We start from the raw sequence: 21,953 nt of genomic DNA, 5'->3' as shown, positions 1-21,953 counted from the left end.
CCGTGGAAAAGCGGATACGGCGACGCTCCGCATCGCCAGGACGGGAGGCGATTCCTCCCCGGCGTGAACGCCGGGGCATCCTCGCCAGAACCAGGTGAAATGTCGGGCCCAGGGCCACTGCCGTACGCGGCGACGGCCCGGGACGTTTCCGGCCGTGAACGATCTCCCGCGTTTGTTGCATCGAACACCGGGTCTCGCATCGCATCAAGCGCCAAACCGTGCTGTCCCGGGCCTCCCCGCCCGCCTACACCGCCGTCATCCACGAGGCCGCCCTACGTATGCAGTTCGGCGGCAGGAAGACCACGCGGACGCAGCTCCAGCACATCCTTGACATGAGCGAAGGGCAGCGTAAGGCGGGCGAATCCCGCGACTTCGTCCAAGCAATCGCCCAAGACCTCTGAGAGGCAGAGACGTTGCCCACCCCTCACTGGCGGAAGTCTTCCTTCAGCGGCGAAGGAAACAACTGCCTCAACCTCGCCTCCGCCGCCGACGGAACCATCCGTCTCCGCGAGAGCGAGGCCCCCCGACACGGTCCTCACCACCACCCCCGCCCGGCTCGGCGACTTCATACGCGCCGCCAAGGGAGGTGAATTCGACCGCCTCACCCCCTAGCCGCATGGTTTGCGACAAATTCCCCTACAGACCTGGCAGAAAATCGCCAGCGCGGACAACCTCCTCCCAACCGGGGCAGTCGGACGTCACGTAACTGGCAATCGATCTTTTGGAGGAAGTCATGCGACGGTGGGGGACCGCACTCGCGGCGCTCACGCTGGCCGGCGCCGGACTGGCGGCGACGGCGGGGACGGCCGGTGCCGCCACCACGTCGACGGCAGCCAAGGCCTCGGCGGAGGCCTGCGCGACCGCGTGGGGCAGCGGCGTAAAGACCGCGCAAGATGCGAACTACAAGCCTCTGAAGAACATCAGGGCGGGTCAGCACGAGTGCTACGACCGCCTGGTGTTCGACATCAAGGGCGGCACGGCGGCCGGCCAGACCGGCTACCGCGTCGGCTACGTCGACGCGATGTACCAGGACGGCTCCGGCGACCCGATCGCCGTCGGCGGCGGCGCGATCCTGGAGATCCATGTGGCCGCGCCGAGCTATGACCCGGAGGCCGGCGGCGAGACGTACCCGGGGCGGGCCGGGAAGCCGCTGCCCGGGGTGAACATCGCCGGGTACCGCACCTTCAAGGACACCCGCTACGGGGCCAGCTTCGAGGGTGAGACCCAGGTCGGGCTCGGCGTGCGCGCCCGGCTTCCGTTCCGGGTCCTCCAGGCGGGCGACCGGCTGATCGTCGACGTCGCCCACTCCTGGGCCACCGCGCGCTGACCTCAGGCGCCCCGCCCCGCGGCCGAATGTCAGTGGCACGCGCTTCACTGTCCTTGTGAACGAGAAAGAACTGCTGTCGTCGCTCCACGGCCTGGTGTGGCCGGACACCGGGAAGCTGGACTGCCGGTCGGCCGGCCACGGGGCGGGGCATACGTGCCTGACGATCCCCGACGGGGCGGGCCTGAGCGAGCTCGTGGAGACCCTCAGCGGCTGGTACGGGGAGCCGCGCGCCCTCGTATCGGAAGGACGTACCGACGCCACCGTGAGCGAATGGACGGGACTACCGCTCATCGCTTCCTTCGGGGACGGCGAGCGCGTCGCCGAGATGCGCGCCTGGGCGTTCGGCGGCCGGTGGATCGGCTGCGGCGTGGTCCGCGTCAGCGGGGAGGCGCGGCTTGTGGTGGTCCTGGCCCCGCGCGCCACCCCGGCGCCGGACGAGCTGCCCGCCGACGCCTCCTGGCTGGCCCGGCTCACCGCCGTGACCGGCTGGGACGCGGACCAGGCGGGCATCGACCCGATCCGCCTGGACCGGATGTACTCGGGCCGGATCCGTACGGCCGACTGCGCGGCGGCCGAGGAGCGGCTGGGCACGGCGCTGCCGAGCGACTACAAGAAGCTGGTCGAGACCTTCGGGGACGGCGCCTTCGACGGCTTCCTGAACCTCTATCTGCCGGCCGACATCGTCAAGGGCGCCGAGTTCGCGTCCGGTTGGGCGCAGGCCCACGGCACCCCATCCTGGGAGCCGCACCCGCCGTTCCCCGAGCCCGGCGGGCTGCTGCCATGGGCGGGCACCGAGCACGAGACATCGTTCTACTGGATCACCGAAGGGCCCGATCCCGACGCGTGGCCCATCTATGTCACAGAGGTCGGCCCCGAGGCCGGGGACCGCTTCGACATGACAGCCACGGAGTTCGTCTTCCGTATGCTTGCCGACCCCGAGCACCCCTGCTCCGTACCCGCGGACTTCGCCGCCCACTGGTTCTTGACTTCCTCCCCCTCCTGAATGAATACGGGCGACCTTCCGACGGGCCTTGGCCCGGTTCGCACCGTCACCCTTGGCCTTACGGGACAGGTCCCGCTGCGCCTTGGCCAGACGCGCGCGGTCGCGCCGCTCATGCCGGGGGTTGATGATCTTCTCCCCAGTGGACAGCGTCAGCAGGTGGTCGAGTCCGGCGTCTACGCCGACGGCGCTACCGCTGCCGGGGAGCGGCTGCACGGACGGGTCCTCGCACAGGAGGGACACGTACCAGCGTCCGGACGCGTCCTGCGACACGGTTGCCGTGGACGGCGCGGCACCCTCCGGAAGGGGGCGGGACCACACGATGTCCAGCGGCTCCGCCATCTTCGCCAGGGTGAGCTTGCCGTCGCGGAACCGGAATGCGCTGGTGGTGTACTCAGCGGACTTCCGCGACTTCTTCCGCGACTTGAACCGCGGGTACGTGGCCAGCTTGGCGAAGAAGTTGGTGAATGCCGCCTGAAGGTGGCGCAGGGCCTGCTGGAGCGGCACGGAGGAGACGTCGTTGTCCACGCCGTCAGCATCGCCGACGTGGCGTTGTAACCGAATGTGCGTGACAGCTCCGCTGCCTGTGCATCGGTCGGATAGAAGCGGCACTTGAACGCCCGCGAGGGTAGTCGGTGATGGACGCCGATCCACCCTGGCGGCGAACTGGCTTTCCCTGCCCCGCTCCGCAGGGGGGGTGAACTACCACCGGCCCTAGCGGCGGTACGGCGGATCCTCGGCGGTAGCGTGACGACCCGAACGGGCGAAAGGGGAGCCGGGATGCGTTACGTCATCATCGGAGCGGGCGCCGTCGGAGGCGCGATCGGCGGGCGGCTCTCCCAGAGCGGGCACGACGTCGTCCTGGTGGCGCGCGGAGCACACTACGACGCGCTGCGGCGGGTCGGGCTGCGGCTGCTGACACCCGACGGCCCGCACCGGCTCCCGGTGCCCGTGGCCGACCGGCCCGAGGCCGTCGAGCTGCGCCCCGACGACGTGCTCGTCCTCGCCGTGAAGACCCAGGACAGCGTGGCCGCGCTGGACGCCTGGGCGCCCCGCCCGGTGGCCGGCGGCGGGACGGCGGGCGACCGGCTGCCGCTGGTCTGCGCGCAGAACGGGGTGGAGAGCGAGCGGCTGGCGCTGCGGCGCTTCCGCCGGGTGTATGCCATGTGCGTCTGGCTGCCTTCCACCCACCTGGAGCCGGGCGAGGTCATCGCCCCCTGCGCGCCCTTCACCGGCGCGCTCCACCTGGGCCGCTATCCGTCCGGAGCGGACGAGACGGTCCGGCTGATCGCGGCCGACCTGGCGAAGTCCCACTTCCTCGCGCCGGTCGTCCCGGACGTGATGCGCTGGAAGTACGCCAAGCTCCTCAACAACGTCGCCAACGCCGTGGAGGCGATCTGCGGGCCGGACGGGGGCGAGGAGGCGGCGGCCTTGGTGGGCCGCGCGAAGACCGAGGCGATCGCCGTCCTCGACGCGGCGGGCATCGACCGCGCGAGCGCCGCCGAGCAGAGCGCGGTGCGCGACGGAAAGATGGACATACGCCCCGTCGGCTGCGTGGCGGCGCGGGGCGGCGGCTCGTCGTGGCAGAGCCTGGTCCGGGGCGCCGGAACGGTCGAGGCGGACTATCTGAACGGCGAGATCGTGCTGCTGGGCCGGCTGCACGGGGTGCCGACCCCGGTCAACGAGGCGCTGCGGCGCACCGCGAACGAGTGCGCGCGCGAGCGCCGCACCCCGGGGACGATCACTGCCGCCCAGCTCACCCGGATCGTCGCCGCGCCCTGAGCCCTGAACTTGTGGTGAGTATGAGACAGCGACACGCCGTGGCTTCGGCGTGTCGCTGTCTCATACTCACCACAAATCCGAGCCCAGCCCGGGATGCCTCAGACGTCGCCCCGGTTCAGCCACCGCGCGACCTCGGTCGCCCAGTAGGTCAGGATCATGCCTGCCCCCGCCCGCCGTACGGACGTCAGCGTCTCCATGATCGCCCGGTCCCGGTCGATCCACCCATTGGCCGCGGCTGCCTCGACCATCGCGTACTCGCCGGAGATCTGGTACGCGGCGACCGGTACGTCCGCCTCGTCCGCGATCCGGCGCAGGATGTCCAGGTACGGCAGCGCGGGCTTGACCATCACCATGTCGGCGCCCTCGGCCAGGTCCAGCGCCAGCTCGCGCAGCGCCTCCTGGGCATTGGCCCCGTCCTGCTGGTAGGTCTTGCGGTCGCCCTTGAGCGAGGACCCCACGGCCTCGCGGAAGGGGCCGTAGAAGGCCGAGGCGTACTTGGCGGTGTAGGCGAGGATCGACACGTCCTGGCGGCTGATGCCGTCCAGGGCCGCCCGGACCACCCCGACCTGGCCGTCCATCATCCCGCTCGGGCCCACCACATGGGCGCCCGCGTCCGCCTGCACCCGCGCCATCTCGGCGTAGCGCTCCAGCGTCGCGTCGTTGTCGACCCGGCCCTCGGCGTCGAGCACGCCGCAGTGGCCGTGGTCGGTGTGCTCGTCCAGGCACAGGTCGGACATGACGACCAGCTCGTCGCCGACCTCGGACCGCACATCCCGCAGGGCGACCTGCAGGATCCCGTCCGGGTCGGTGCCCGGCGAGCCGATCGCGTCCTTCTTGGCCTCCTCCGGCACGCCGAAGAGCATGATCCCGCCGACGCCCGCCTCGACCGCCTCCACGGCCGCCTTCCGCAGCGAGTCGCGGGTGTGCTGCACGACGCCGGGCATCGACGCCAGGGGCAGCGGCTCGCTCGCTCCCTCCAGGACGAAGGCGGGCAGGATCAGCTCGGCCGGGTGCAGCCGGGTCTCGGCGACCATGCGCCGCATGGCCGCGTTCACCCGCAGCCGGCGCGGCCGGGCGCCGGGGAAGCCCCCGTACGGGGTGGAGCCGTGCGTGGTGCTGCCGTGGCTGGTGCTCACGAGCGTGCCCTCCTCCGTGAACCGGGCCGTCGCTCGCTCGGGCGGGTGACCGGCTCCCCGGCCTGGACCGCGGCTTGCCGCCGCGCCGCCCCGAACTCCGCGAGCGCCTCGGCCAGCTTGTGTACCGAGGGCTCGGGCGACAGCACGTCCACCCGCAGGCCGTGTTCCTCCGCGGTCTTCGCGGTGGCCGGGCCGATACAGGCGATGACCGTGACATTGTGCGGCTTGCCCGCGATGCCGACCAGGTTCCGCACGGTCGACGACGAGGTGAAGAGCACCGCGTCGAAGCCGCCGCCCTTGATCGCCTCGCGGGTATCGGCCGGCGGCGGCGAGGCGCGCACGGTGCGGTACGCCGTGACGTCGTCGACCTCCCAGCCCAGCTCGATCAGCCCGGCCACCAGCGTCTCCGTGGCGATGTCGGCGCGCGGCAGGAACACCCGGTCGATCGGGTCGAAGACCGGGTCGTACGGCGGCCAGTCCTCAAGCAGCCCGGCCGCGGACTGCTCGCCGCTGGGCACCAGGTCCGGCTTGACCCCGAAGTCGATGAGCGATCTGGCGGTCTGCTCGCCCACCGCCGCGACCTTGATCCCGGCGAAGGCGCGGGCGTCGAGCCCGTACTCCTCGAACTTCTCCCGCACCGCCTTGACCGCGTTGACCGAGGTGAAGGCGATCCACTCGTAGCGGCCTGTCACCAGGCCCTTGACCGCGCGCTCCATCTGCTGCGGGGTGCGCGGCGGCTCCACCGCGATGGTCGGCACCTCGCTGGGCACCGCGCCGTACGAGCGCAGCTGGCCCGAGAGCGAGGCGGCCTGCTCCTTGGTGCGCGGCACCAGCACATGCCAGCCGAACAGCGGCTTGGACTCGAACCACGCCAGCTGGTCGCGCTGCGCGGCCGCGCTGCGCTCGCCGACCACGGCTATCACCGGCTGGGCGCCCTGCGGCGACGGCAGCACCTTGGCCGCCTTCAGCACCTGCGCGATGGTCCCCAGCGTCGCCGTCCAGGTGCGCTGCCGGGTGGTCGTGCCGGCGACGGTGACGGTCAGCGGGGTGTCCGGCTTGCGTCCGGCGGCCACCAGCTCGCCCGCGGCGGCCGCGACCGTCTCCAGGGTCGCGGAGACCACGGCGGTCGCGTCGGAGGCGCCGACCTCGCTCCAGCAGCGGTCGTCGGCCGTACGGGCGTCCACGAGGCGCACGTCGGTGCCCTGCGCGTCCCGCAGCGGCACCCCCGCGTAGGCGGGCACACCCACCGCGGCCGCCACGCCCGGCACCACTTCGAAGACGATGCCCTCGGCGGCGCACGCGAGCATCTCGTCGGCGGCGTATCCGTCCAGGCCAGGGTCGCCCGCGACCGCGCGGACGACCCGCTTGCCGCTCCGCGCGGCGCCCATGACAAGATTGGCCGTGTCCCTGAGTAGGGGCACGTCGGCAGTGCTTGACGGCGCATCAGCACGCGCCTGTTCGGGTGTGCCCTGAGCGTCCGCGGCCACGCCCGGCCTGACGTGCGTACGTACCACGTCGAGCACGTGCGGGTCGGCGATCAGGACATCGGCGTGGGCTAGTGCCTCCACAGCACGCAACGTCAGCAGGCCTGGATCTCCTGGGCCCGCACCAAGGAAGGTGACGTGCCCGTATCCGGGGTGGTTAGGGGCGTTGGGGTTCAATGTGCTCGCTCCCCCATAAGACCGGCCGCACCCTTCGCGAGCATCTCGGCGGCGAGCTCACGGCCCATGAGCCGCGCCGCTTCCTCGCCAGGCGCCGCGGGAACGGGACCGGTGATGGACAGCTGCACCAGCGAGGAGCCGTCGGTGGTGCCGACGACGCCGCGCAGGCGCATTTCGGTGACAGCCTGACCGTCGCCCAGCAGGTCGGCCAGCGCACCCACAGGTGCGCTGCAGCCGGCCTCCAGGGCGGCGAGCAGGGAACGCTCGGCGGTCACGGCGACCCGGGTGAGCGGGTCGTCGAGCTCGGCGAGCTGAGCAGCGAGCACCGCGTTGGCGGCGGCGCACTCGACTGCCAGTGCCCCCTGGCCGGGGGCGGGCAGGATGTGGTCGGCGTCCAGGATCTCGGTCGCCTCGTCGAGCCGTCCCAGTCGGGCCAGGCCCGCGGCGGCCAGCACCACCGCGTCCAGCTCCCCCGAGCGGACGTAGCCGATACGGGTGTCGACGTTGCCGCGGATCGACACGGTCTCGATCCGCAGGCCCAGCGACCGCGCCCAGGCGCGCAACTGGGACGTGCGGCGCGGGGAGCCGGTGCCTATCCGGGCGCCGGGCGGAAGCTCGGCGAAGGTGAGGCCGTCGCGGGCGATCAGCGCGTCGCGCGGGTCCTCGCGGGTCGGCAGCGCGGCCAGGACCAGGTCGTCGGGCTGGGTGGTCGGCAGGTCCTTCAGCGAGTGGACGGCGAAGTCGACCTCGCCGCGCAGCAGCGCCTCGCGCAGCGCGGTGGCGAAGACGCCGGTGCCGCCGATCTGCGCGAGGTCCTCGCGCGAGACGTCCCCGCGCGTCGTGATCTCCACGAGCTCGACGGGACGTCCGGTGACGCGGCGCACCGCGTCCGCTATCCGCCCGGACTGGGCCATGGCCAGCGCGGAGCGCCGGGTGCCGAGCCGCAGCGGCGCCGGGCCGCCGGGGGTGCCTGCCCGGCCGGAGGCGGCGGGGGGTGTGGTGTTCATGCCCGGCCTCTCTTCGGGTCGTATCGGACGGCAGCGGCGCCGGGCCGGCCGGCGTCGGCGCTGCCGCTGGGACGGGTGCCGTTCGCGTCGGCCCGGCTGACGGCGGCCACCGCCTGCGGGTCGAGGTCGAACAGCTCGCGCAGCGCGTCCGCGTAGCCGGCCCCGCCGGGGGTGCTCGCGAGCTGCTTGACCCGCACGGTGGGCGCGTGCAGCAGCTTGTCGACGACACGGCGCACGGTCTGGGTGATCTCGGCGCGCTGTCTTTCGTCGAGGTCGGGGAGGCGCCCGTCGAGCCGGGCGATCTCGCCGGCGACCACATCTGCCGCCATGGTACGCAGCGCGACCACGGTCGGCGTGATGTGCGCGGCGCGCTGGGCCGCCCCGAAGGCGGCCACCTCGTCGGAGACGATGGCGCGGACCTGGCCGACGTCGGCGGCCATCGGTTCGTCGGCCGCGGCCTCGGCGAGCGACTCGATGTCCACCAGGCGCAGCCCGGGGATGCGGTGCGCCGCCGCGTCGATGTCGCGCGGCATCGCCAGGTCCAGCAGCGCGACGGTCTCCGCCGCGCCCGGCCCGGCGGGGCCCGCCGCCGGGTGCTCCGCGCGCCGGTCGAGGGCTTCGCGCAGCATGTCGGCGGTCAGCACCAGACCGGTCGCGCCGGTACAGGAGACGACGACGTCGGCGTGGGGCAGCTCAAAGGCGACGGCGTCCATCGGCACGGCGCGGGCGCCGGGGACGAGGCCCGCCAGGGACTCCGCGAGGCGCCGCGCCCGATCCAACGTCCTGTTGGCGATCACCAGTTCGGCGACACCGGCGCGGGCGAGCGTGGTCGCGGCCAGGGAGGACATCGAGCCCGCCCCGATCACCAGGGCGCGCCGGCCCGCCGCCCAGTCCGCCACCGGCACGTCCCCGGCCAGCTGTTCCAGGCCGAAGGTGACGAGCGACTGGCCGGCCTTGTCGATGCCGGTCTCGCTGTGGGCCCGCTTGCCGACCCGCAGCGCCTGCTGGAACAGGTCGTTCAGCAGCCGGCCCGCGGTGTGCAGCTCCTGCCCCAGCGCGAGCGCGTCCTTGATCTGGCCGAGGATCTGGCCCTCGCCGACGACCATCGAGTCCAGGCCGCAGGCCACCGAGAACAGGTGGTGGACGGCCCGGTCCTCGTAGTGGACGTACAGATAGGGGGTGAGCTCGTCGAGGCCGACGCCGGTGTGCTGGGCGAGCAGCGTGGACAGCTCGGCGACCCCGGCGTGGAACTTGTCCACGTCCGCGTACAGCTCGATGCGGTTGCAGGTGGCGAGTACGGCCGCCTCGGTGGCGGGCTCGGCCACGAGGGTGTCCTGCACCAGCTTCGCCTGCTCCTCGCCCACCAGCGAGGCGCGCTCCAGCACGCTCACCGGCGCGCTGCGGTGGCTCAGTCCGACGACGAGAAGGCTCATGCCGGCATCACGGCGGGTACGTCCCCGTCAGGTCCCTGGCGGCCGTTGTCGGTGCCCGCGCCCGGCGCCGCGCGGTGCGGGGCGAGCGGGGCCGGCCCGACCGCCGCGCCGCTCGCCGCGGCGTCCTGCGCGCTCGCCGCCTCCTCGAGCGCGACCGTCTCCTCGCCCGCCTTGCGCTGCTCGTGGAAGGCGAGGATCTGCAGCTCGATCGACAGGTCGACCTTGCGCACGTCCACCCCGTCCGGCACCGAGAGCACGGTGGGGGCGAAGTTGAGGATCGAGGTGACACCGGCGGCCACCAGCCGGTCGCAGACCTGCTGGGCCGCTCCCGCCGGGGTGGCGATGACGCCGATCGACACGCCGTTGTCGGTGATGATCTGCTCGAGCTCGTCGGTGTGCTGCACCGCGATGCCCGCGACGGGCTTGCCGGTCATCGCCGGGTCGGCGTCGATCAGCGCCGCGACCCGGAAGCCGCGGGAGGCGAAGCCGCCGTAGTTGGCGAGCGCCGCGCCGAGGTTACCGATACCGACGATCACGACCGGCCAGTCCTGGGTGAGGCCCAGCTCACGCGAGATCTGGTAGACGAGGTACTCCACGTCGTAGCCGACCCCGCGGGTGCCGTACGACCCGAGGTAGGAGAAGTCCTTGCGCAGCTTGGCCGAATTGACCCCGGCCGCGGCCGCGAGCTCCTCCGAGGAGACCGTGGGCACCGAGCGCTCGGAGAGCGCGGTCAGCGCACGCAGATACAGCGGAAGCCGGGCGACGGTGGCCTCGGGGATCCCTCGGCTTCGGGTCGCCGGTCGGTGAGTTCGGCCAGTTGCCACGGTGCTCCTGCGGGTAGAGCGGGGCTGCGGGCGTCCGTATGTTTCAGGACGTCCCCATCGACAGCAGGCTATGTCTTTGTGAACGCGTGCACAAAGATGGTGTCCGTTTTGTCCGAGCAAAGTGACCGGTGTCACGCATCCATTCGACCTGCTCGTGGAACCACAACCGGTGTCACACCGTTCCCGGCGGCCACATCCGTACGGCCGGGACACCGACGGGAGCACGGGCCCTCACTCCTCACCGCTTGCCCTCAGGGCAGCAGCGCAGACGGCAACAAACCGCCCACGATCGTAATCGACGCGGCGGCCGGGCGACCCGAGTCGATCGGGACAACCAGGAGGCCCGAGGCGCTCGGGGCCGCCCCACCGGCGCGGGGCACAATGGCGGACATGAGCCCGCTGCTGCGCCGCACCCCGCGCAAGAACCCCGCCGAGCGCACGGTCACCCTGATCGGCAAGCCCGACTGCCACCTGTGCGAGGACGCCGAGGCCGTGGTCGCGAAGGTCTGCGGCGAGCTGGGCGCGTCCTGGGAGAAGAAGGACATCACCCAGGACGAGGAGCTCTACCGCAAGTACTGGGAGCAGATCCCGGTGATCCTCGTCGACGGCGCACAGCACGACTTCTGGCGGGTGAACCCGGAGCGGCTCCGGAAGGCGCTGGGCGGCTGAGCCGGCCCCTGCGCCCCGGCCCTCGTCCGGGGCCGTCGTCCGGGGCCGTCCGGGGGCCGGGAAGTCGGCGCGGCTGAATCGTCCGGACACCCGGCCGTAACGGGATGCGGGGAATGGCTGGCTATGCTCAGCCCATGGCCGCATTGGGATGGTTCACCCGTCGTCGACACCTCGCCACCGAGGCGAGCGTCCTCGCCGGAGAAGCCTCGGCCGAGGCGGCGCGCAAATCCTCGGCCCAGACAGCCCCGCCCAAGGTCCCTGAGCCGGAGTTCCCCGTCGTCGGGGACGATCGGGCCGCCGCCTTCTTCGACCTGGACAACACGGTCATGCAGGGCGCCGCCCTGTTCCACTTCGGCCGTGGCCTCTACAAGCGCCGCTTCTTCCGCAAGCGCGAGCTGGCCCGCTTCGCCTGGCAGCAGACCTGGTTCCGGCTGGCCGGGGTCGAGGACCCGGCCCATATGGAGGACGTGCGCAGCAGCGCCCTGTCCATCGTCAAGGGCCACCGGGTCTCCGAGCTGATGACGATCGGCGAGGAGATCTACGACGAGTACATGGCCGACCGCATCTGGCCGGGCACCCGCGCCCTCGCCCAGGCCCACCTCGACGCCGGGCAGCGGGTCTGGCTGGTGACCGCGGCCCCGGTGGAGACCGCGACGATCATCGCCCGGCGGCTGGGCCTGACCGGCGCGCTCGGCACCGTGGCCGAGTCGGTCGGCGGGGTGTACACGGGCAAGCTGGTCGGCGAGCCGCTGCACGGGCCGGCCAAGGCCGAGGCCGTACGGGCACTGGCGACGGCCGAGGGCCTCGACCTGTCCCGCTGCGCCGCGTACAGCGACTCCTCGAACGACATTCCGATGCTGTCGATCGTCGGGCATCCCTACGCGGTGAACCCGGACGGGCGGCTGCGCAAGCACGCGCGCGAGCACGGCTGGCGGCTGCGCGACTACCGTACGGGCCGCAAGGCCGCCAAGATCGGCATCCCGGCGGCCGCCGGGGTGGGCGCGGTGGCGGGCGGCACGGCGGCCGCCGTGGCCCTGCACCGCCGCCGCCGCTACTGACGCCGCGGAGCGCACGGGCACTACAGAGCGCACGGGCACTACAGAGCGCAGGAGCGCTACAGAGCGCACAGGCACCCAGAGCGCACCTCCACTACGCAGAGCCACAAAAAGCCGCTGAGCGGCCACTGCGCGCCACACAGCCGTCACCCTGCTGCCTCGGCCTTCACCCTTGACCGCCTGCGCCGACGCCTGACCGCTTGCGCCGGACGATGACCGTCCGTGATGGCAGCCGTCACCGCGCGACCCCGCCCCCGGAGCGCGACCGGCTGACCACGGCCGCTCCCGGCCGGTCAATCCCCGTTTCCCAGCCCACAAGGCCCCGACCTGCCCTCTTACCGCCCTCTTTGCACAACACGCCACGAAATCGCGCAGACCATGACACCTAACGGTCAATAGCCCTACTGCACTCGATACTTGATCGGTCATCAACCCATAACGGAGCAGACTCAAACGATGATTTGGACAACTGGGTGTAGCGTTGCCTGTACGAAGCGTTATTCTCCTTAGACGCAAATCGGTACCCACGCGTCCCTACGGCGGGTGAACGGTCCCGTACTGCACGTGATGGAAGCTCTGCCTCTGGGAGTCCCGTGTACCCACACGTCGGGGTTGACGCCTCGGGCCTGGCTACGCTGCGCGCAACGGTCCTCGACTGTCTGCGCGGCTTCGTCCCCACCGCGTATGCCGTCCCCGCCCTCGCCACACCCGTGCCCGCCGGCCCCGCCGGCGGCGCGGCCGGCCCCGCCAGCTCCTGCTATGCCCTGGCCGACGGCGGGGCGGCGGTCGGCAGACGCTCCCGCGGCGGCACGTCCACCGCCCGCCGCCCCGGCGCGGACAGCGACAGCCGCCGCATGATGGACCTCGTCGAGCGCGCCCAGGCGGGCGAGGCCGAGGCCTTCGGCCGGCTGTACGACCAGTACGCCGACACCGTCTACCGCTACATCTACTACCGCGTGGGCGGCCGGGCCACGGCCGAAGACCTCACCAGCGAGACGTTCCTGCGCGCGCTGCGCCGCATCGGCACCTTCACCTGGCAGGGCCGTGACTTCGGCGCCTGGCTGGTGACCATCGCCCGCAATCTGGTCGCCGACCACTTCAAATCCAGCCGCTTCCGGCTCGAGGTCACCACCGGCGAGATGCTCGACGCCAATGAGGTCGAGCGCTCCCCCGAGGACTCCGTCCTGGAATCCCTCTCCAACGCCGCGCTACTGGAGGCGGTGCGCAAGCTCAACCCGCAGCAGCAGGAGTGCGTGACGCTGCGCTTCCTCCAGGGCCTGTCCGTCGCCGAGACCGCCCGCGTCATGGGGAAGAATGAGGGCGCGATCAAGACCCTCCAGTACCGGGCCGTCCGTACCCTGGCCCGGCTTCTCCCCGAGGACGTTCGCTGACCGTCGGTGGCGCCGCCATCACGCCCCGTCCGATCATCGGGAGGGCGTAACCCTGGTGATGCGCCGCTCGTTGTGGAGGATGCAGGCTCCTTGCGGTCACGTCCTATCCATAGACACCCCACTCTTTCGGGTGGAAATGCATGCGGCGTGCAACGTTCCGGGGGTCCTGGGGAGTCGACCGTCACGACGATGAGGAGGTGCCGCCCGTGATCGCGAACGTATCGGCGCACCGGCGGGCTAACGCCTTCGCCAAGGCCCTGGAAGCCCTGGAGGCCCTGGAGAGGGACAGCCACCAGGATGCCCAGGGCGCGGCGGGCGCCGAGCAGCCCGGCTCTTCGGCGGACAGCGTGGAGCACAGACGGCTGCTGGCCCTGACGAGCGGGCTCGGCGAGCTGCCGGCACCGACGCTGGATCCCGAGGTCCGGACCACCCAGCGGGCGCAGCTGGTCGCCGCCATGGAAGCGGCCTTCGCCGAGGGCGCGCCCCAGGTGCCCGGGCAGCGACCCCCGCGCGCCCGCCGGGCGGCCCCCCTCAGCAGACTGCGCCCCCGCTCCCGCTGGTCCAAGGGCCTGGCGGCCGGAGGGCTCACGGTCGGGGTGGCGGCGGGCGCGTTCGGCGGGGTCGCCGCGGCCAGTTCCGACGCCCTGCCCGGTGACACCCTCTATGGCTTCAAGCGCGGCATAGAGGATCTGAAGCTCGAGATGGCCGACGACGACGCCGACCGCGGTCGGCTGTATCTGGACCAGGCGTCGACCAGGATGAGCGAGGCCCGTCGGCTGATGGAGCGGGGCCGCTCGGGCGACCTGGACCACGAGTCGCTGGGCGAGATCCGCAAGGCCCTCGCCGGCATGCGCCATGACGCCTCCGAGGGCCACCGGCTGCTGCACAAGGTCTATGAGCGGGACGGCTCGCTCGGCCCCATGCGGACGCTGTCGTCCTTCTCCCGCTCCCACCGCGAGGGCTGGTCCCGGCTGCGCGAGAAGCTGCCCGTCCAGCTCATGGACGTCGGGGACGAGGTGAGCTCGGTGTTCGACGCCATAGACCAAGAGGTCGGTCCGCTGCAGTCCCTGCTGCCCGCCTCCCGGGACGGGCGGGACAGCACCGGCCGTACGGTGGTCGAACCACCCGAGCGCGCCCCCACGGGCGGTTCCCACATCCCGGCGCCCACCGCGACCGCGCCGAGCTCCGCCCGCCCCAGCGGGGACGAGCCCCGGCCGCACCCCTCGGCCCCGTCCCACCTCGAGGACGGCGGCCTCATCGGCGGGGCCGGCGATCTGCTGGATCCGCCGACGGGCGAGCCGGCCCCGCTCCCGTCCTCCGGCAAGAGCGATCCGGGCGCCAAGCCGACCCCGCCGGAGATCACCATCCCGCCGCTGCTGCCCGACCTGCTGCCGGGCCTCGGCATCGACGGCGACGGGAAGTAGGGCAGCGCGATACGGAGGCGGCGGCCGGGGTTCCCTGAGGGACCCCGGCCGCCGCCTCCAGCAGTCGCACGCTGCTCAGAAGAAGACCGCCCCGAAGAAGACAGCTCAGAAGAAGACAGAGCGTCGCTGCACCAGCAGCTTGTAGAGGGTGTGCTGGATCGTCTCGCGCACCTGGTCGGTCAGGTTGAACATCAGCATCGGGTCGTCCGCCGCCTCCGGCGGATGCGAGTCCGTCGGGATCGGCTCGCCGAACTGGATCGTCCACTTCGTCGGCAGCGGCACCCCGCCGAGCGGTCCGAGCCAGGGGAAGGTCGGCGTGACCGGGAAGTACGGGAAGCCCAGCAGCCGCGCGAGCGTCTTCGCGTTCCCGATCATCGGGTAGATCTCCTCGGCGCCGACGATCGAGCACGGCACGATCGGCGCCCCGGCGCGCAGCGCCGTCGAGACAAAGCCGCCCCGCCCGAAGCGCTGCAGCTTGTACCGCTCGGAGAACGGCTTGCCGATCCCCTTGAAGCCCTCCGGCATCACCCCGACCACCTCGCCGCGCTCCAGCAGCAGCTGGGCGTCCTCGGAGCACGCCAGGGTGTGCCCGAGCTTGCGCGCCAGCTCGTTGATGACCGGCAGTACGAAGACCAGGTCCGCGGCGAGCAGCCGCAGATGGCGGCCCGCCGGGTGGTGGTCGTGGACCGCGACCTGGAGCATCAGCCCGTCCAGCGGCAGCACCCCGGAGTGGTTGGCGACGACGAGCGCGCCCCCGCTGTCCGGGATGTTCTCGATGCCCTTCACCTCGACCCGGAAGTACTTCTCGTACATCGGGCGCAGCAGTGACATCAGGACCTGGTCGGTGAGGTCCTCGTCATAGCCGAAGTCGTCGACCTCGTACTCCCCCGTGACCCGGCGGCGCAGAAAGCTCAGGCCGTGCGCCAGCCGCCGCTCCCAGCCGCCCCCGAAGGCGCTGACTCCCGGCGGGTCCTGGGGCGGCAGCGGAGGCGTCGCGGCGGCCGTCGCGAGCGTCTCCGGCCGCTGGTCGCGCTCCTCGTCGCGCTGCTGCGGCACGGGCTTGAGCGGGCCCTGGGCCCGGGTACGTCCCGGCCGCTGGCCCTTGCGCCGGGACCGCGGCTCCTCACCGAACGGAATGACCTTGGCATCCGCCATGGTGGTTGCGCTCCTCAATTCTGGGCGGCGCCGCGGGCGGGCAGCAGCCCGGCGAGCCGGTCGATGTTACGGGCGAGGGTCTCGGGCGGGAGCAGCCCGGGCCCGCGGCTGCGGGCGTAGTCGGCGAAGGCGCCGGCCGTGGTGTATCCGGGCTCGAAGCCCAGCGTCTCGCGCATCTGATTGGTGGTGACGACCCGGCCGTGCGTGAGCAGCCGGATCTGCTCGGGCGAGAAGTCGGTGATCCCGACGGAGCGCAGCGCGGTACGGGCCCATCTCAGGGTCGGCAGCAGCAGCGGGAGCGTGGGGCGGCCGAGCCGCCGGGCGGCCTGCGAGAGCAGCAGCACACCGTCGCCCGCGATGTTGAAGGTGCCGCTGTTGAGCGTGCCACGGGACGGCTCGGAGGCGGCGATCCGCAGCACCTCGATGGCGTCCTCCTCGTGGACGAACTGCAGCCGCGGGTCGTAGCCGATGACGGTGGGCAGCACGGGCAGCGCGAAGTACTCGGCGAGGGGAGAGTCCGCGCAGGGCCCCAGGATGTTGGCGAAGCGCAGCACACAGACGGCCACGTCGGGGCGGCGCCGGGCGAAGCCCCGTACATACCCCTCGACCTCGACGGCGTCCTTGGCGAAGCCGCCGCTGGGGAGCGACTTGGGTGGGGTGGTCTCGCTGAAGACGGCGGGGTCGCGGGGTGCGGAGCCGTACACATTGGTGCTGGACTTGATTACGAGCCGCTGCACCGACGGCGCCTTCTGACAGGCACCGAGCAGCTGCATGGTGCCGATGACGTTGGTCTCCTTGACCGAGGTGCGGCTGCCGCGCCCGCCGAGCGGGGTGCCGTTGATGTCCATGTGGACGACGGTGTCGACGCCGGTCTCGGCGAGCAGCTTCCCGATCGCGGGGTGGCGGATGTCGGCGCGTACGAAATCGGCCCCACCGAGGTGGTGTTCGGGGCTGACGGCGTCCACGCCGATCACCCGGGCGACATCGGGCTCGCGCTGTATGCGCCGTACGAAGCGACCCCCCAGGCGGCGTGCGACTCCGGTGACGAGCACGACCTTTCCCAAGATCAGCGCCTTCCTTCCCACCCTCGTGCGAGCTGGGCCGAGGCGAACACCGTAACCGCTGGATGTTGCCTTGTGATGACCACTCGCCGCACGGTACGAGGTTTTAGGACGAGGGTCCGTCGGGCGAGGGGAGCACCCTCTGTGGACGCGCCGCAGCCCTCCCACCGTCGGTGGAAGGGCTGCGGGACGAACACAGCGTCGCTTGCTTACTTCTTGTTGCGACGCTGGACGCGCGTGCGCTTGAGCAGCTTGCGGTGCTTCTTCTTCGCCATCCGCTTGCGCCGCTTCTTGATAACAGAGCCCACGACTACCCTCGCTCACTTCGATTCACTCGGTGCGGGGCGTCCGAGCCCACACGACCTACATCGGGCCAGCCTACCCGGCGCCGAGCGAACCGCGTAATCCGAGGGGCGTCCTGGGCCCTGCCGTCAGGCCCGTCCGGACCTAGGCGGACTCCACCCCCACATAGGACTCGCGGAGATACTCATGAACCGCCTGCTCTGGGACCCGGAAAGACCTGCCCACCCGGATCGCCGGCAGATGACCGCTGTGCACCAAGCGGTACACGGTCATCTTGGACACTCGCATCACCGAGGCGACTTCCGCCACGGTCAGAAACTGAACCTCGTTCAGAGGCCTTTCGCCAGCAGCCATGACACACCTGAACCTTCCGCACATGTCGGGCACCGGCTTCCCCTCCGGTGACTCCTGCTCGCATGCGCGCTCCTCACCAGATTAGGGGCGCGTGATACGAGTGGGGAAGAGGAGTAGCGATCGGACGCCTACTGTGACAGACACGCCCGATTGAGTACATAGCGAGTAATCGGTCGGTAGTAAGCGGACCGCACAGCGTCGTCAAGCGGAACCGCCACCGACACCCGCCCCTCCGCCTGGCCGACGAACGGCGCGGGGTCGTCCGTGTCCGCCAGGCCGATGGCCTCGAACCCCAGCTGACCTGCCCCGCAGACCCATCCGTGGTCCCCGATGACCAAGCCGGGGAGGGGGCCGCCGCGGTCGGCGGCACAGCCGAGAGCCACCCGAACCGGGAGCGGCGAATGACTGTGGCAACCCGGGTTGCGGGCCTCGCTCCGAGCGCCGGGTTCCCGCACCATCGCGACTCCTCGTACGTAGGCGAGGTGGTAGGTACGTACGCCGAATTGGGTCGTTATGTCGATACATCTATTCTGCGCGGGGGTGAGAACAGGGCAGCCGACCGCCGAGAGCGCCGCCGCCAACGAGGCGTAGAACCCGAGGAGGCGGTGTGGATGGCCGGTCCCGAGCAGCACCGGCACCCCCGCGGCGGCCGCCGCGCCCAACCGCTCCGCGAAGGCGTCGAGCGCGGCGAGGGTCAGATCCGGATCGATCACATCCTGACCGGAGGTGAGCGCCGGATTGGCCGAAATCCCGCATTTGTCGCTCATGAGGTGAAGCAATTCCAGGAACGTCCAGTCACGTTCGGGCTCGATGCCGAGCAGCACCCGGGGGTCGCGGGCGGCGAAGAGCCGGTAGCTGCGCAAGCTCCGCTCCCGGCTCGTGGCGACCGGCCCGGCGAGCCGCGCGGCCAGCAGATGCGCACGCAGCGCGGCGGTACTCAACACGCCACCGATGCTGACGGATCACCGCGACCGCAGACCGAAGAACGCCGAGAGTTGCCACGGTTGGCCTAACCGCACCGGAGGGCCGGCCCCTCCCAGTCAGGCCCGGACAGAACCTGGTTGTGTCCGGGCAGGGCCTGGTTGTGCCACGGCAGAGCCTGGTTGCGTCCGGGCGGGGCCTGGTTGTGTGATGACAGGTCCTGGTTGTGTCAGGGCAGCAGCCCGTGATGCGGAAAGGCCGCCCGTCGGGTCGCCAGGATCGCCTGGTCCAGCCGGTCCCCCGGGTCGTACCCCCACTCCGCGAAGTCCCGCCACTGCGGCGACCGCCCGTCGGTCATCCGCCCCGGCGCCGACTGCCGGGTCCGCCGGTACACCTCGTGCCGCCACTCCTCCGGCACCTCCGCCTCCGGCTCCACCGGCCGCCCGGCCGCGATCGCCACCAGATGCGTCCACGACCGGGGCACCACATCCACCACCGCGTATCCACCGCCGCCCAGCGCGATCCACCGGCCGTCCGCGTGCTCATGCGCCAGCTCATGACAGCTCTCCGCGACCGCGCGCTGCGCGTCCACGGTCACCGCCAGGTGCGCCAGCGGATCCTCCACATGCGTATCCGCGCCGTGCTGTGTCACCAGCACCTGCGGCCGGAACGCCGCCAACAGCTCCGGCACCACCGCGTGATACGCCCGCAGCCACCCCGCGTCCCCGGTCCCGGCCGGCAGCGCCACATTCACCGCGCCACCCGGCGCCCGCTCCCCGCCCGTCTCCTCCGGCCATCCGGTCTGCGGGAACAGGGTCCTCGGGTGCTCGTGCAGCGAGATGGTGAGCACCCGGGGGTCGTCCCAGAACGCCGCCTGCACCCCGTCCCCGTGGTGCACATCCACATCCACGTACGCGACCCGCTCCGCACCCATCTCCAGCAGCCGCGCGATCGCCAGCGCCGCGTCGTTGTAGACGCAGAACCCGGCGGCCCCGCCCGGCATCGCGTGATGCAGCCCACCCGAGAAGTTCACAGCGTGGAGCGCCTGTCCACGCCATACGCTCTCCGCCGCGCCGACCGACTGGCCGGCGATCAGCGCCGAGGCCTCATGCATCCCGGCGAAGGCCGGATCGTCAATGGTGCCCAGGCCGTACGAGCTGTCCGCCGAGGCCGGATCGGCCGATGCCCGCCGCACCGCCTCGATGTAATCCCGGCGGTGGACCAGCCGCAGCGTGGACTCCCCGGCCGGCTTGGCCGCGACCACCTCGACGGCACGATCGAGTCCGAACGCCTCCACCAGACGCATGGTCAGCGCCAGACGGACCGGGTCCATCGGATGTCCGGCGCCGAAGTCGTACCCGGTCAGGTCCTCATCCCACATCAACTGTGCGCGACCGCTCATGCCCGCCACCGTATCGGGCAGGAGTGGGCGCAAACGACCTCGCGTACCACAGCGTCGCGAGCACCAGCGCCATCGGCACCAGCATCGCCCCCCGGTAGCTCCATGCGCCGCCCAGTGCGCCGACGAGCGGGGAGCCGATCAGAAAACCGACGTAATTGAAGATGTTGAGGCGTGCGATGGCGGCGTCGGACGCCCCCGGGAACAGCCGCCCGGCGGCCGCGAAGGTCTGCGGCACCAGCACACACAACCCCAGCCCCAGCAGCGTGAACCCCAGCATCCCCACCCATGCGCCGGGCGCCGCCGCGACGACCGCGAAGCCGCCCGAGGCGAGCAGGGTGCCGACCCGCACCACGGCGACCGCGCCGAAGCGGCGCACCCCCAGGTCGCCGAAGGTGCGGCCGAGGAGGGCGGTGACCATGTAGACGTTGTACGGGACGGTGGCCAGTTGCTCGGAGCTGTGCAGTACGTCCTCGAGGTACTTGGCGCTCCAGTTGGAGACCGTCGAGTCACCGATATAGGCGAACGCCATCACAAGACAGAGTGGCAGCAGCAGCTTCATGCTGACGGCTGCGGGCGCCTGCTTGTCCTCCTGATCTCTCGCTTGCTCCCTCTCCTGATCCCTCGCTTGATCCACGTACCAGCGGCTGGCGAGCAGCGCGACCGGCACAAGCGTCGCGACAAGGGGCGCATACAGCACGGGCAGGGACACATCCCAGTGCGCACCCGCCCAGGCGAGCGACGCACCGCCGATCCCGCCCAGGCTGTACGCGGCATGGAAGCCGAGCATGATGCTCCGCCCGTACGCGTGCTGCAGGGTGACGCCGAGCATGTTCATCGACGCGTCGAGAGCCCCGACGGAGAGCCCGAAAACCGCGAGCGCGAGAGCGAGCTGCCACAGCGCCGTGCCCGACCCGGCCGCGAGCAACGCGACAGAGACCACCGGCTGGACCCAGCGGAGCACCAGCCCCGGCCGCACCCGCTTGACCAGGTGCTCGGTCCCGACGCTGCCCACACCCGCGAGGACCGGAACCGCGGCGAGGAACGCGGGCAGCAGCCCGTCGGACACCCCGTATCGGTCCTGCAGCGCGGGTATTCGGGTCACCAGCAGAGCAAAGATCGCGCCTTGGACGAAGAAACTGACGGCCAGCGAGGCCCGGCCGTGCCGCAGCCGCGGCGTCGGGCGCGTATCTGTCATGGCCGAGGAGCGTACGGCCCCCCGCCGTATTAGGCGAGCAATTGCGGCAGTTCTGCCATCTCCGGGAAACGGGCATGAGCGCGGGCGAGCTTGGCGGCCGGCGTCATCGCCGTGTATCCGTACACATCCATCCCGGCGGCGATGGCGGCCTGCACGCCGAGCGGGCTGTCCTCGACAACCGCACACCGCTGCGGCGGCACCCCCATCGTCCGCGCCGCATGCAGAAACAGATCCGGCGCGGGCTTGCCCCTCCCCACATCCTCGGAGCTGAAGATGCGCTGCTCGCCGAAGAGTCCGTACAGCCCAGTCTTCCGCAGCGCGACACGTATGCGCTCATGGCTTCCGGAGGAGGCGACACAGTACGGAACACCGTCCGCGCTCAGCTTCTCCAGGACATCGGCGACACCGGTCACGGGCTCCAGTTCCCGTCGGAAGGCGTCGAACACGCGGCTGTGAAAGGTCGCGTCGAAGTCAGCCGGCAATTGGCGGCCGGTGCTCTCGAGGACCAGCTCGTGGATCCGGTGCATGGCCGACCCCATGTAATCGCGTATGGAGTCCTCGTATGTGGTGGGGTGGCCCAACTCCGTGAGATAGGCGGCGAGGAGCCGGTTGGAGATCGGCTCGCTGTCGACGAGCACGCCGTCGTTGTCGAAGATGACCAGGTCGTAGCGCATGCCGCTCAGACTACTCAGACCGCGGGTCGGGAAAAAGAAAAAAGCCTGGTTGGGAGCCGAAGCTCCCAACCAGGCTTTTATCAAAGATTGTTCGGCGGCGTCCTACTCTCCCACAGGGTCCCCCCTGCAGTACCATCGGCGCTGAAAGGCTTAGCTTCCGGGTTCGGAATGTAACCGGG

General features: G+C 71.3%; 21 protein-coding genes, 1 rRNA gene and 2 pseudogenes. 9 read left to right on the top strand and 15 right to left on the bottom strand.

The genetic code is table 11. The annotated features are described in order from the left end of the window. Positions 1 to 179: 179 nt before the first annotated feature. The 4 genes and pseudogenes from PV419_RS51995 to PV419_RS51980 form a co-directional block, all read left to right on the top strand. Positions 180 to 341: pseudogene (locus tag PV419_RS51995) on the top strand (Scr1 family TA system antitoxin-like transcriptional regulator); the annotation flags it as partial. 72 nt (positions 342 to 413) lie between these two features. Then, positions 414 to 590 carry a DUF397 domain-containing protein gene (locus PV419_RS51990; protein ID WP_415925570.1) on the top strand — a complete coding sequence of 59 codons (177 nt, stop codon included), beginning with the start codon at positions 414 to 416 and terminating at the stop codon, positions 588 to 590. A 143-nt stretch (positions 591 to 733) separates the two neighbouring features. Next, positions 734 to 1,327 carry a hypothetical protein gene (locus tag PV419_RS51985; RefSeq protein WP_319701098.1) on the top strand — a complete coding sequence of 198 codons (594 nt, stop codon included), beginning with the start codon at positions 734 to 736 and terminating at the stop codon, positions 1,325 to 1,327. A gap of 55 nt (positions 1,328 to 1,382) precedes the next feature. Continuing rightward, positions 1,383 to 2,330 carry an SMI1/KNR4 family protein gene (locus tag PV419_RS51980; RefSeq protein ID WP_319701097.1) on the top strand — a complete coding sequence of 316 codons (948 nt, stop codon included), beginning with the start codon at positions 1,383 to 1,385 and terminating at the stop codon, positions 2,328 to 2,330. Here the strand turns inward: PV419_RS51980 and PV419_RS51975 are convergent. Then, positions 2,328 to 2,977, bottom strand: a pseudogene (locus tag PV419_RS51975) (RNA-guided endonuclease InsQ/TnpB family protein); the annotation flags it as partial. The gene PV419_RS51980 and the pseudogene PV419_RS51975 sit on opposite strands and share 3 nt — an antisense overlap. A 130-nt stretch (positions 2,978 to 3,107) precedes the next feature. On the opposite strand from PV419_RS51975, the gene PV419_RS51970 reads away from it, so the two are divergent. Beyond that, positions 3,108 to 4,109, top strand: coding sequence for a ketopantoate reductase family protein (locus PV419_RS51970; protein WP_319701096.1), 1,002 nt, complete (start codon positions 3,108 to 3,110; stop codon positions 4,107 to 4,109). Positions 4,110 to 4,207: 98 nt separating this feature from the next. On the opposite strand, the gene hemB is transcribed toward PV419_RS51970, so the two are convergent. From hemB to PV419_RS51945, 5 genes are read right to left on the bottom strand one after another with little or no spacing between them, the layout of a single operon-like run. Continuing rightward, positions 4,208 to 5,245, bottom strand: a complete 1,038-nt coding sequence (gene hemB, locus PV419_RS51965) for a porphobilinogen synthase (RefSeq protein ID WP_319701095.1) — start codon at positions 5,243 to 5,245, stop codon at positions 4,208 to 4,210. Next, positions 5,242 to 6,906, bottom strand: coding sequence for a uroporphyrinogen-III synthase (locus PV419_RS51960; protein WP_319701094.1), 1,665 nt, complete (start codon positions 6,904 to 6,906; stop codon positions 5,242 to 5,244). Before PV419_RS51960 ends, hemB begins: the two co-directional genes overlap by 4 nt. Then, complete coding sequence (gene hemC, locus PV419_RS51955) at positions 6,903 to 7,913, bottom strand: hydroxymethylbilane synthase (RefSeq protein WP_319701093.1); 1,011 nt, start codon at positions 7,911 to 7,913, stop codon at positions 6,903 to 6,905. Before hemC ends, PV419_RS51960 begins: the two co-directional genes overlap by 4 nt. Next, positions 7,910 to 9,346: a glutamyl-tRNA reductase gene (locus PV419_RS51950; RefSeq protein WP_319701092.1), complete on the bottom strand. Its 1,437-nt coding sequence runs from the start codon at positions 9,344 to 9,346 to the stop codon at positions 7,910 to 7,912. Before PV419_RS51950 ends, hemC begins: the two co-directional genes overlap by 4 nt. Then, positions 9,343 to 10,170 carry a redox-sensing transcriptional repressor Rex gene (locus PV419_RS51945; protein ID WP_319701091.1) on the bottom strand — a complete coding sequence of 276 codons (828 nt, stop codon included), beginning with the start codon at positions 10,168 to 10,170 and terminating at the stop codon, positions 9,343 to 9,345. Before PV419_RS51945 ends, PV419_RS51950 begins: the two co-directional genes overlap by 4 nt. 381 nt (positions 10,171 to 10,551) lie before the next feature. Here PV419_RS51945 and PV419_RS51940 point away from each other — a divergent pair, with 381 nt between their 5' ends. The 4 genes from PV419_RS51940 (at position 10,552) to PV419_RS51925 (ending at position 14,709) form a co-directional block, all read left to right on the top strand. Then, on the top strand, positions 10,552 to 10,839 hold the full coding sequence (locus PV419_RS51940; RefSeq protein WP_319701090.1) for a glutaredoxin family protein: 288 nt from the start codon (positions 10,552 to 10,554) through the stop codon (positions 10,837 to 10,839). 134 nt (positions 10,840 to 10,973) lie between these two features. After that, complete coding sequence (locus PV419_RS51935) at positions 10,974 to 11,897, top strand: HAD-IB family hydrolase (protein ID WP_319701089.1); 924 nt, start codon at positions 10,974 to 10,976, stop codon at positions 11,895 to 11,897. Between the two features lie 590 nt (positions 11,898 to 12,487). Continuing rightward, entirely contained in the window at positions 12,488 to 13,285 is a 798-nt protein-coding gene (locus PV419_RS51930) for an ECF subfamily RNA polymerase sigma factor, BldN family (RefSeq protein ID WP_319701088.1), read from the top strand. 206 nt (positions 13,286 to 13,491) lie between these two features. Then, positions 13,492 to 14,709, top strand: a complete 1,218-nt coding sequence (locus tag PV419_RS51925; protein ID WP_319701087.1) for a DUF5667 domain-containing protein — start codon at positions 13,492 to 13,494, stop codon at positions 14,707 to 14,709. Between the two features lie 105 nt (positions 14,710 to 14,814). On the opposite strand, the gene PV419_RS51920 is transcribed toward PV419_RS51925, so the two are convergent. The 9 genes from PV419_RS51920 to rrf form a co-directional block, all read right to left on the bottom strand. After that, the gene (locus PV419_RS51920; RefSeq protein WP_319701086.1) at positions 14,815 to 15,864 is read right to left on the bottom strand and encodes a lysophospholipid acyltransferase family protein; all 1,050 of its coding nucleotides are present in this window, start codon (positions 15,862 to 15,864) and stop codon (positions 14,815 to 14,817) included. A gap of 14 nt (positions 15,865 to 15,878) precedes the next feature. Continuing rightward, positions 15,879 to 16,928, bottom strand: coding sequence for an NAD-dependent epimerase/dehydratase family protein (locus PV419_RS51915; RefSeq protein WP_319701085.1), 1,050 nt, complete (start codon positions 16,926 to 16,928; stop codon positions 15,879 to 15,881). Positions 16,929 to 17,134: 206 nt separating this feature from the next. Continuing rightward, complete coding sequence (locus tag PV419_RS51910; RefSeq protein WP_003948845.1) at positions 17,135 to 17,233, bottom strand: 30S ribosomal protein bS22; 99 nt, start codon at positions 17,231 to 17,233, stop codon at positions 17,135 to 17,137. A gap of 139 nt (positions 17,234 to 17,372) precedes the next feature. Continuing rightward, a complete protein-coding gene (locus PV419_RS51905; protein ID WP_014053989.1) occupies positions 17,373 to 17,582 on the bottom strand; it encodes a helix-turn-helix domain-containing protein in 210 nt (69 codons plus the stop codon). A 128-nt stretch (positions 17,583 to 17,710) separates the two neighbouring features. Beyond that, a complete protein-coding gene (locus tag PV419_RS51900) occupies positions 17,711 to 18,526 on the bottom strand; it encodes a phosphatase (protein ID WP_319701084.1) in 816 nt (271 codons plus the stop codon). 206 nt (positions 18,527 to 18,732) lie between these two features. Next, the gene (locus PV419_RS51895) at positions 18,733 to 19,905 is read right to left on the bottom strand and encodes an acetoin utilization protein AcuC (protein ID WP_319701083.1); all 1,173 of its coding nucleotides are present in this window, start codon (positions 19,903 to 19,905) and stop codon (positions 18,733 to 18,735) included. Then, positions 19,874 to 21,100 (bottom strand): MFS transporter, encoded by a 1,227-nt coding sequence (locus tag PV419_RS51890; protein WP_319701082.1) that lies wholly within the window; start codon positions 21,098 to 21,100, stop codon positions 19,874 to 19,876. The genes PV419_RS51895 and PV419_RS51890 overlap by 32 nt, the downstream gene beginning before the upstream one ends. A gap of 29 nt (positions 21,101 to 21,129) precedes the next feature. After that, positions 21,130 to 21,774 carry an HAD family hydrolase gene (locus tag PV419_RS51885; RefSeq protein WP_319701081.1) on the bottom strand — a complete coding sequence of 215 codons (645 nt, stop codon included), beginning with the start codon at positions 21,772 to 21,774 and terminating at the stop codon, positions 21,130 to 21,132. Between the two features lie 89 nt (positions 21,775 to 21,863). Further along, positions 21,864 to 21,953 (bottom strand): 5S ribosomal RNA (gene rrf / locus PV419_RS51880); the annotation flags it as partial.

The organism is Streptomyces sp. ME19-01-6, from assembly GCF_033793745.1.
Classification (GTDB): Bacteria; Actinomycetota; Actinomycetes; order Streptomycetales; family Streptomycetaceae; genus Streptomyces.
Note: the sequence above shows the minus strand (reverse complement) of the source record. Positions and strands in the feature narration are given on the sequence as shown.

Bases quoted from the DNA above. Each gene is read 5' to 3' on its own strand.
- PV419_RS51895 (WP_319701083.1), bottom strand. From the start codon at position 19,905: ATGAGCGGTCGCGCACAGTTGATGTGGGATGAGGACCTGACCGGGTAC.
- PV419_RS51885 (WP_319701081.1), bottom strand. From the start codon at position 21,774: ATGCGCTACGACCTGGTCATCTTCGACAACGACGGCGTGCTCGTCGAC.
- PV419_RS51935 (WP_319701089.1), top strand. From the start codon at position 10,974: ATGGCCGCATTGGGATGGTTCACCCGTCGTCGACACCTCGCCACCGAG.
- PV419_RS51920 (WP_319701086.1), bottom strand. From the start codon at position 15,864: ATGGCGGATGCCAAGGTCATTCCGTTCGGTGAGGAGCCGCGGTCCCGG.
- PV419_RS51940 (WP_319701090.1), top strand. From the start codon at position 10,552: ATGGCGGACATGAGCCCGCTGCTGCGCCGCACCCCGCGCAAGAACCCC.
- hemC (WP_319701093.1), bottom strand. From the start codon at position 7,913: ATGAACACCACACCCCCCGCCGCCTCCGGCCGGGCAGGCACCCCCGGC.
- PV419_RS51950 (WP_319701092.1), bottom strand. From the start codon at position 9,346: ATGAGCCTTCTCGTCGTCGGACTGAGCCACCGCAGCGCGCCGGTGAGC.
- PV419_RS51905 (WP_014053989.1), bottom strand. From the start codon at position 17,582: ATGGCTGCTGGCGAAAGGCCTCTGAACGAGGTTCAGTTTCTGACCGTG.
- PV419_RS51890 (WP_319701082.1), bottom strand. From the start codon at position 21,100: ATGACAGATACGCGCCCGACGCCGCGGCTGCGGCACGGCCGGGCCTCG.
- PV419_RS51970 (WP_319701096.1), top strand. From the start codon at position 3,108: ATGCGTTACGTCATCATCGGAGCGGGCGCCGTCGGAGGCGCGATCGGC.
- PV419_RS51985 (WP_319701098.1), top strand. From the start codon at position 734: ATGCGACGGTGGGGGACCGCACTCGCGGCGCTCACGCTGGCCGGCGCC.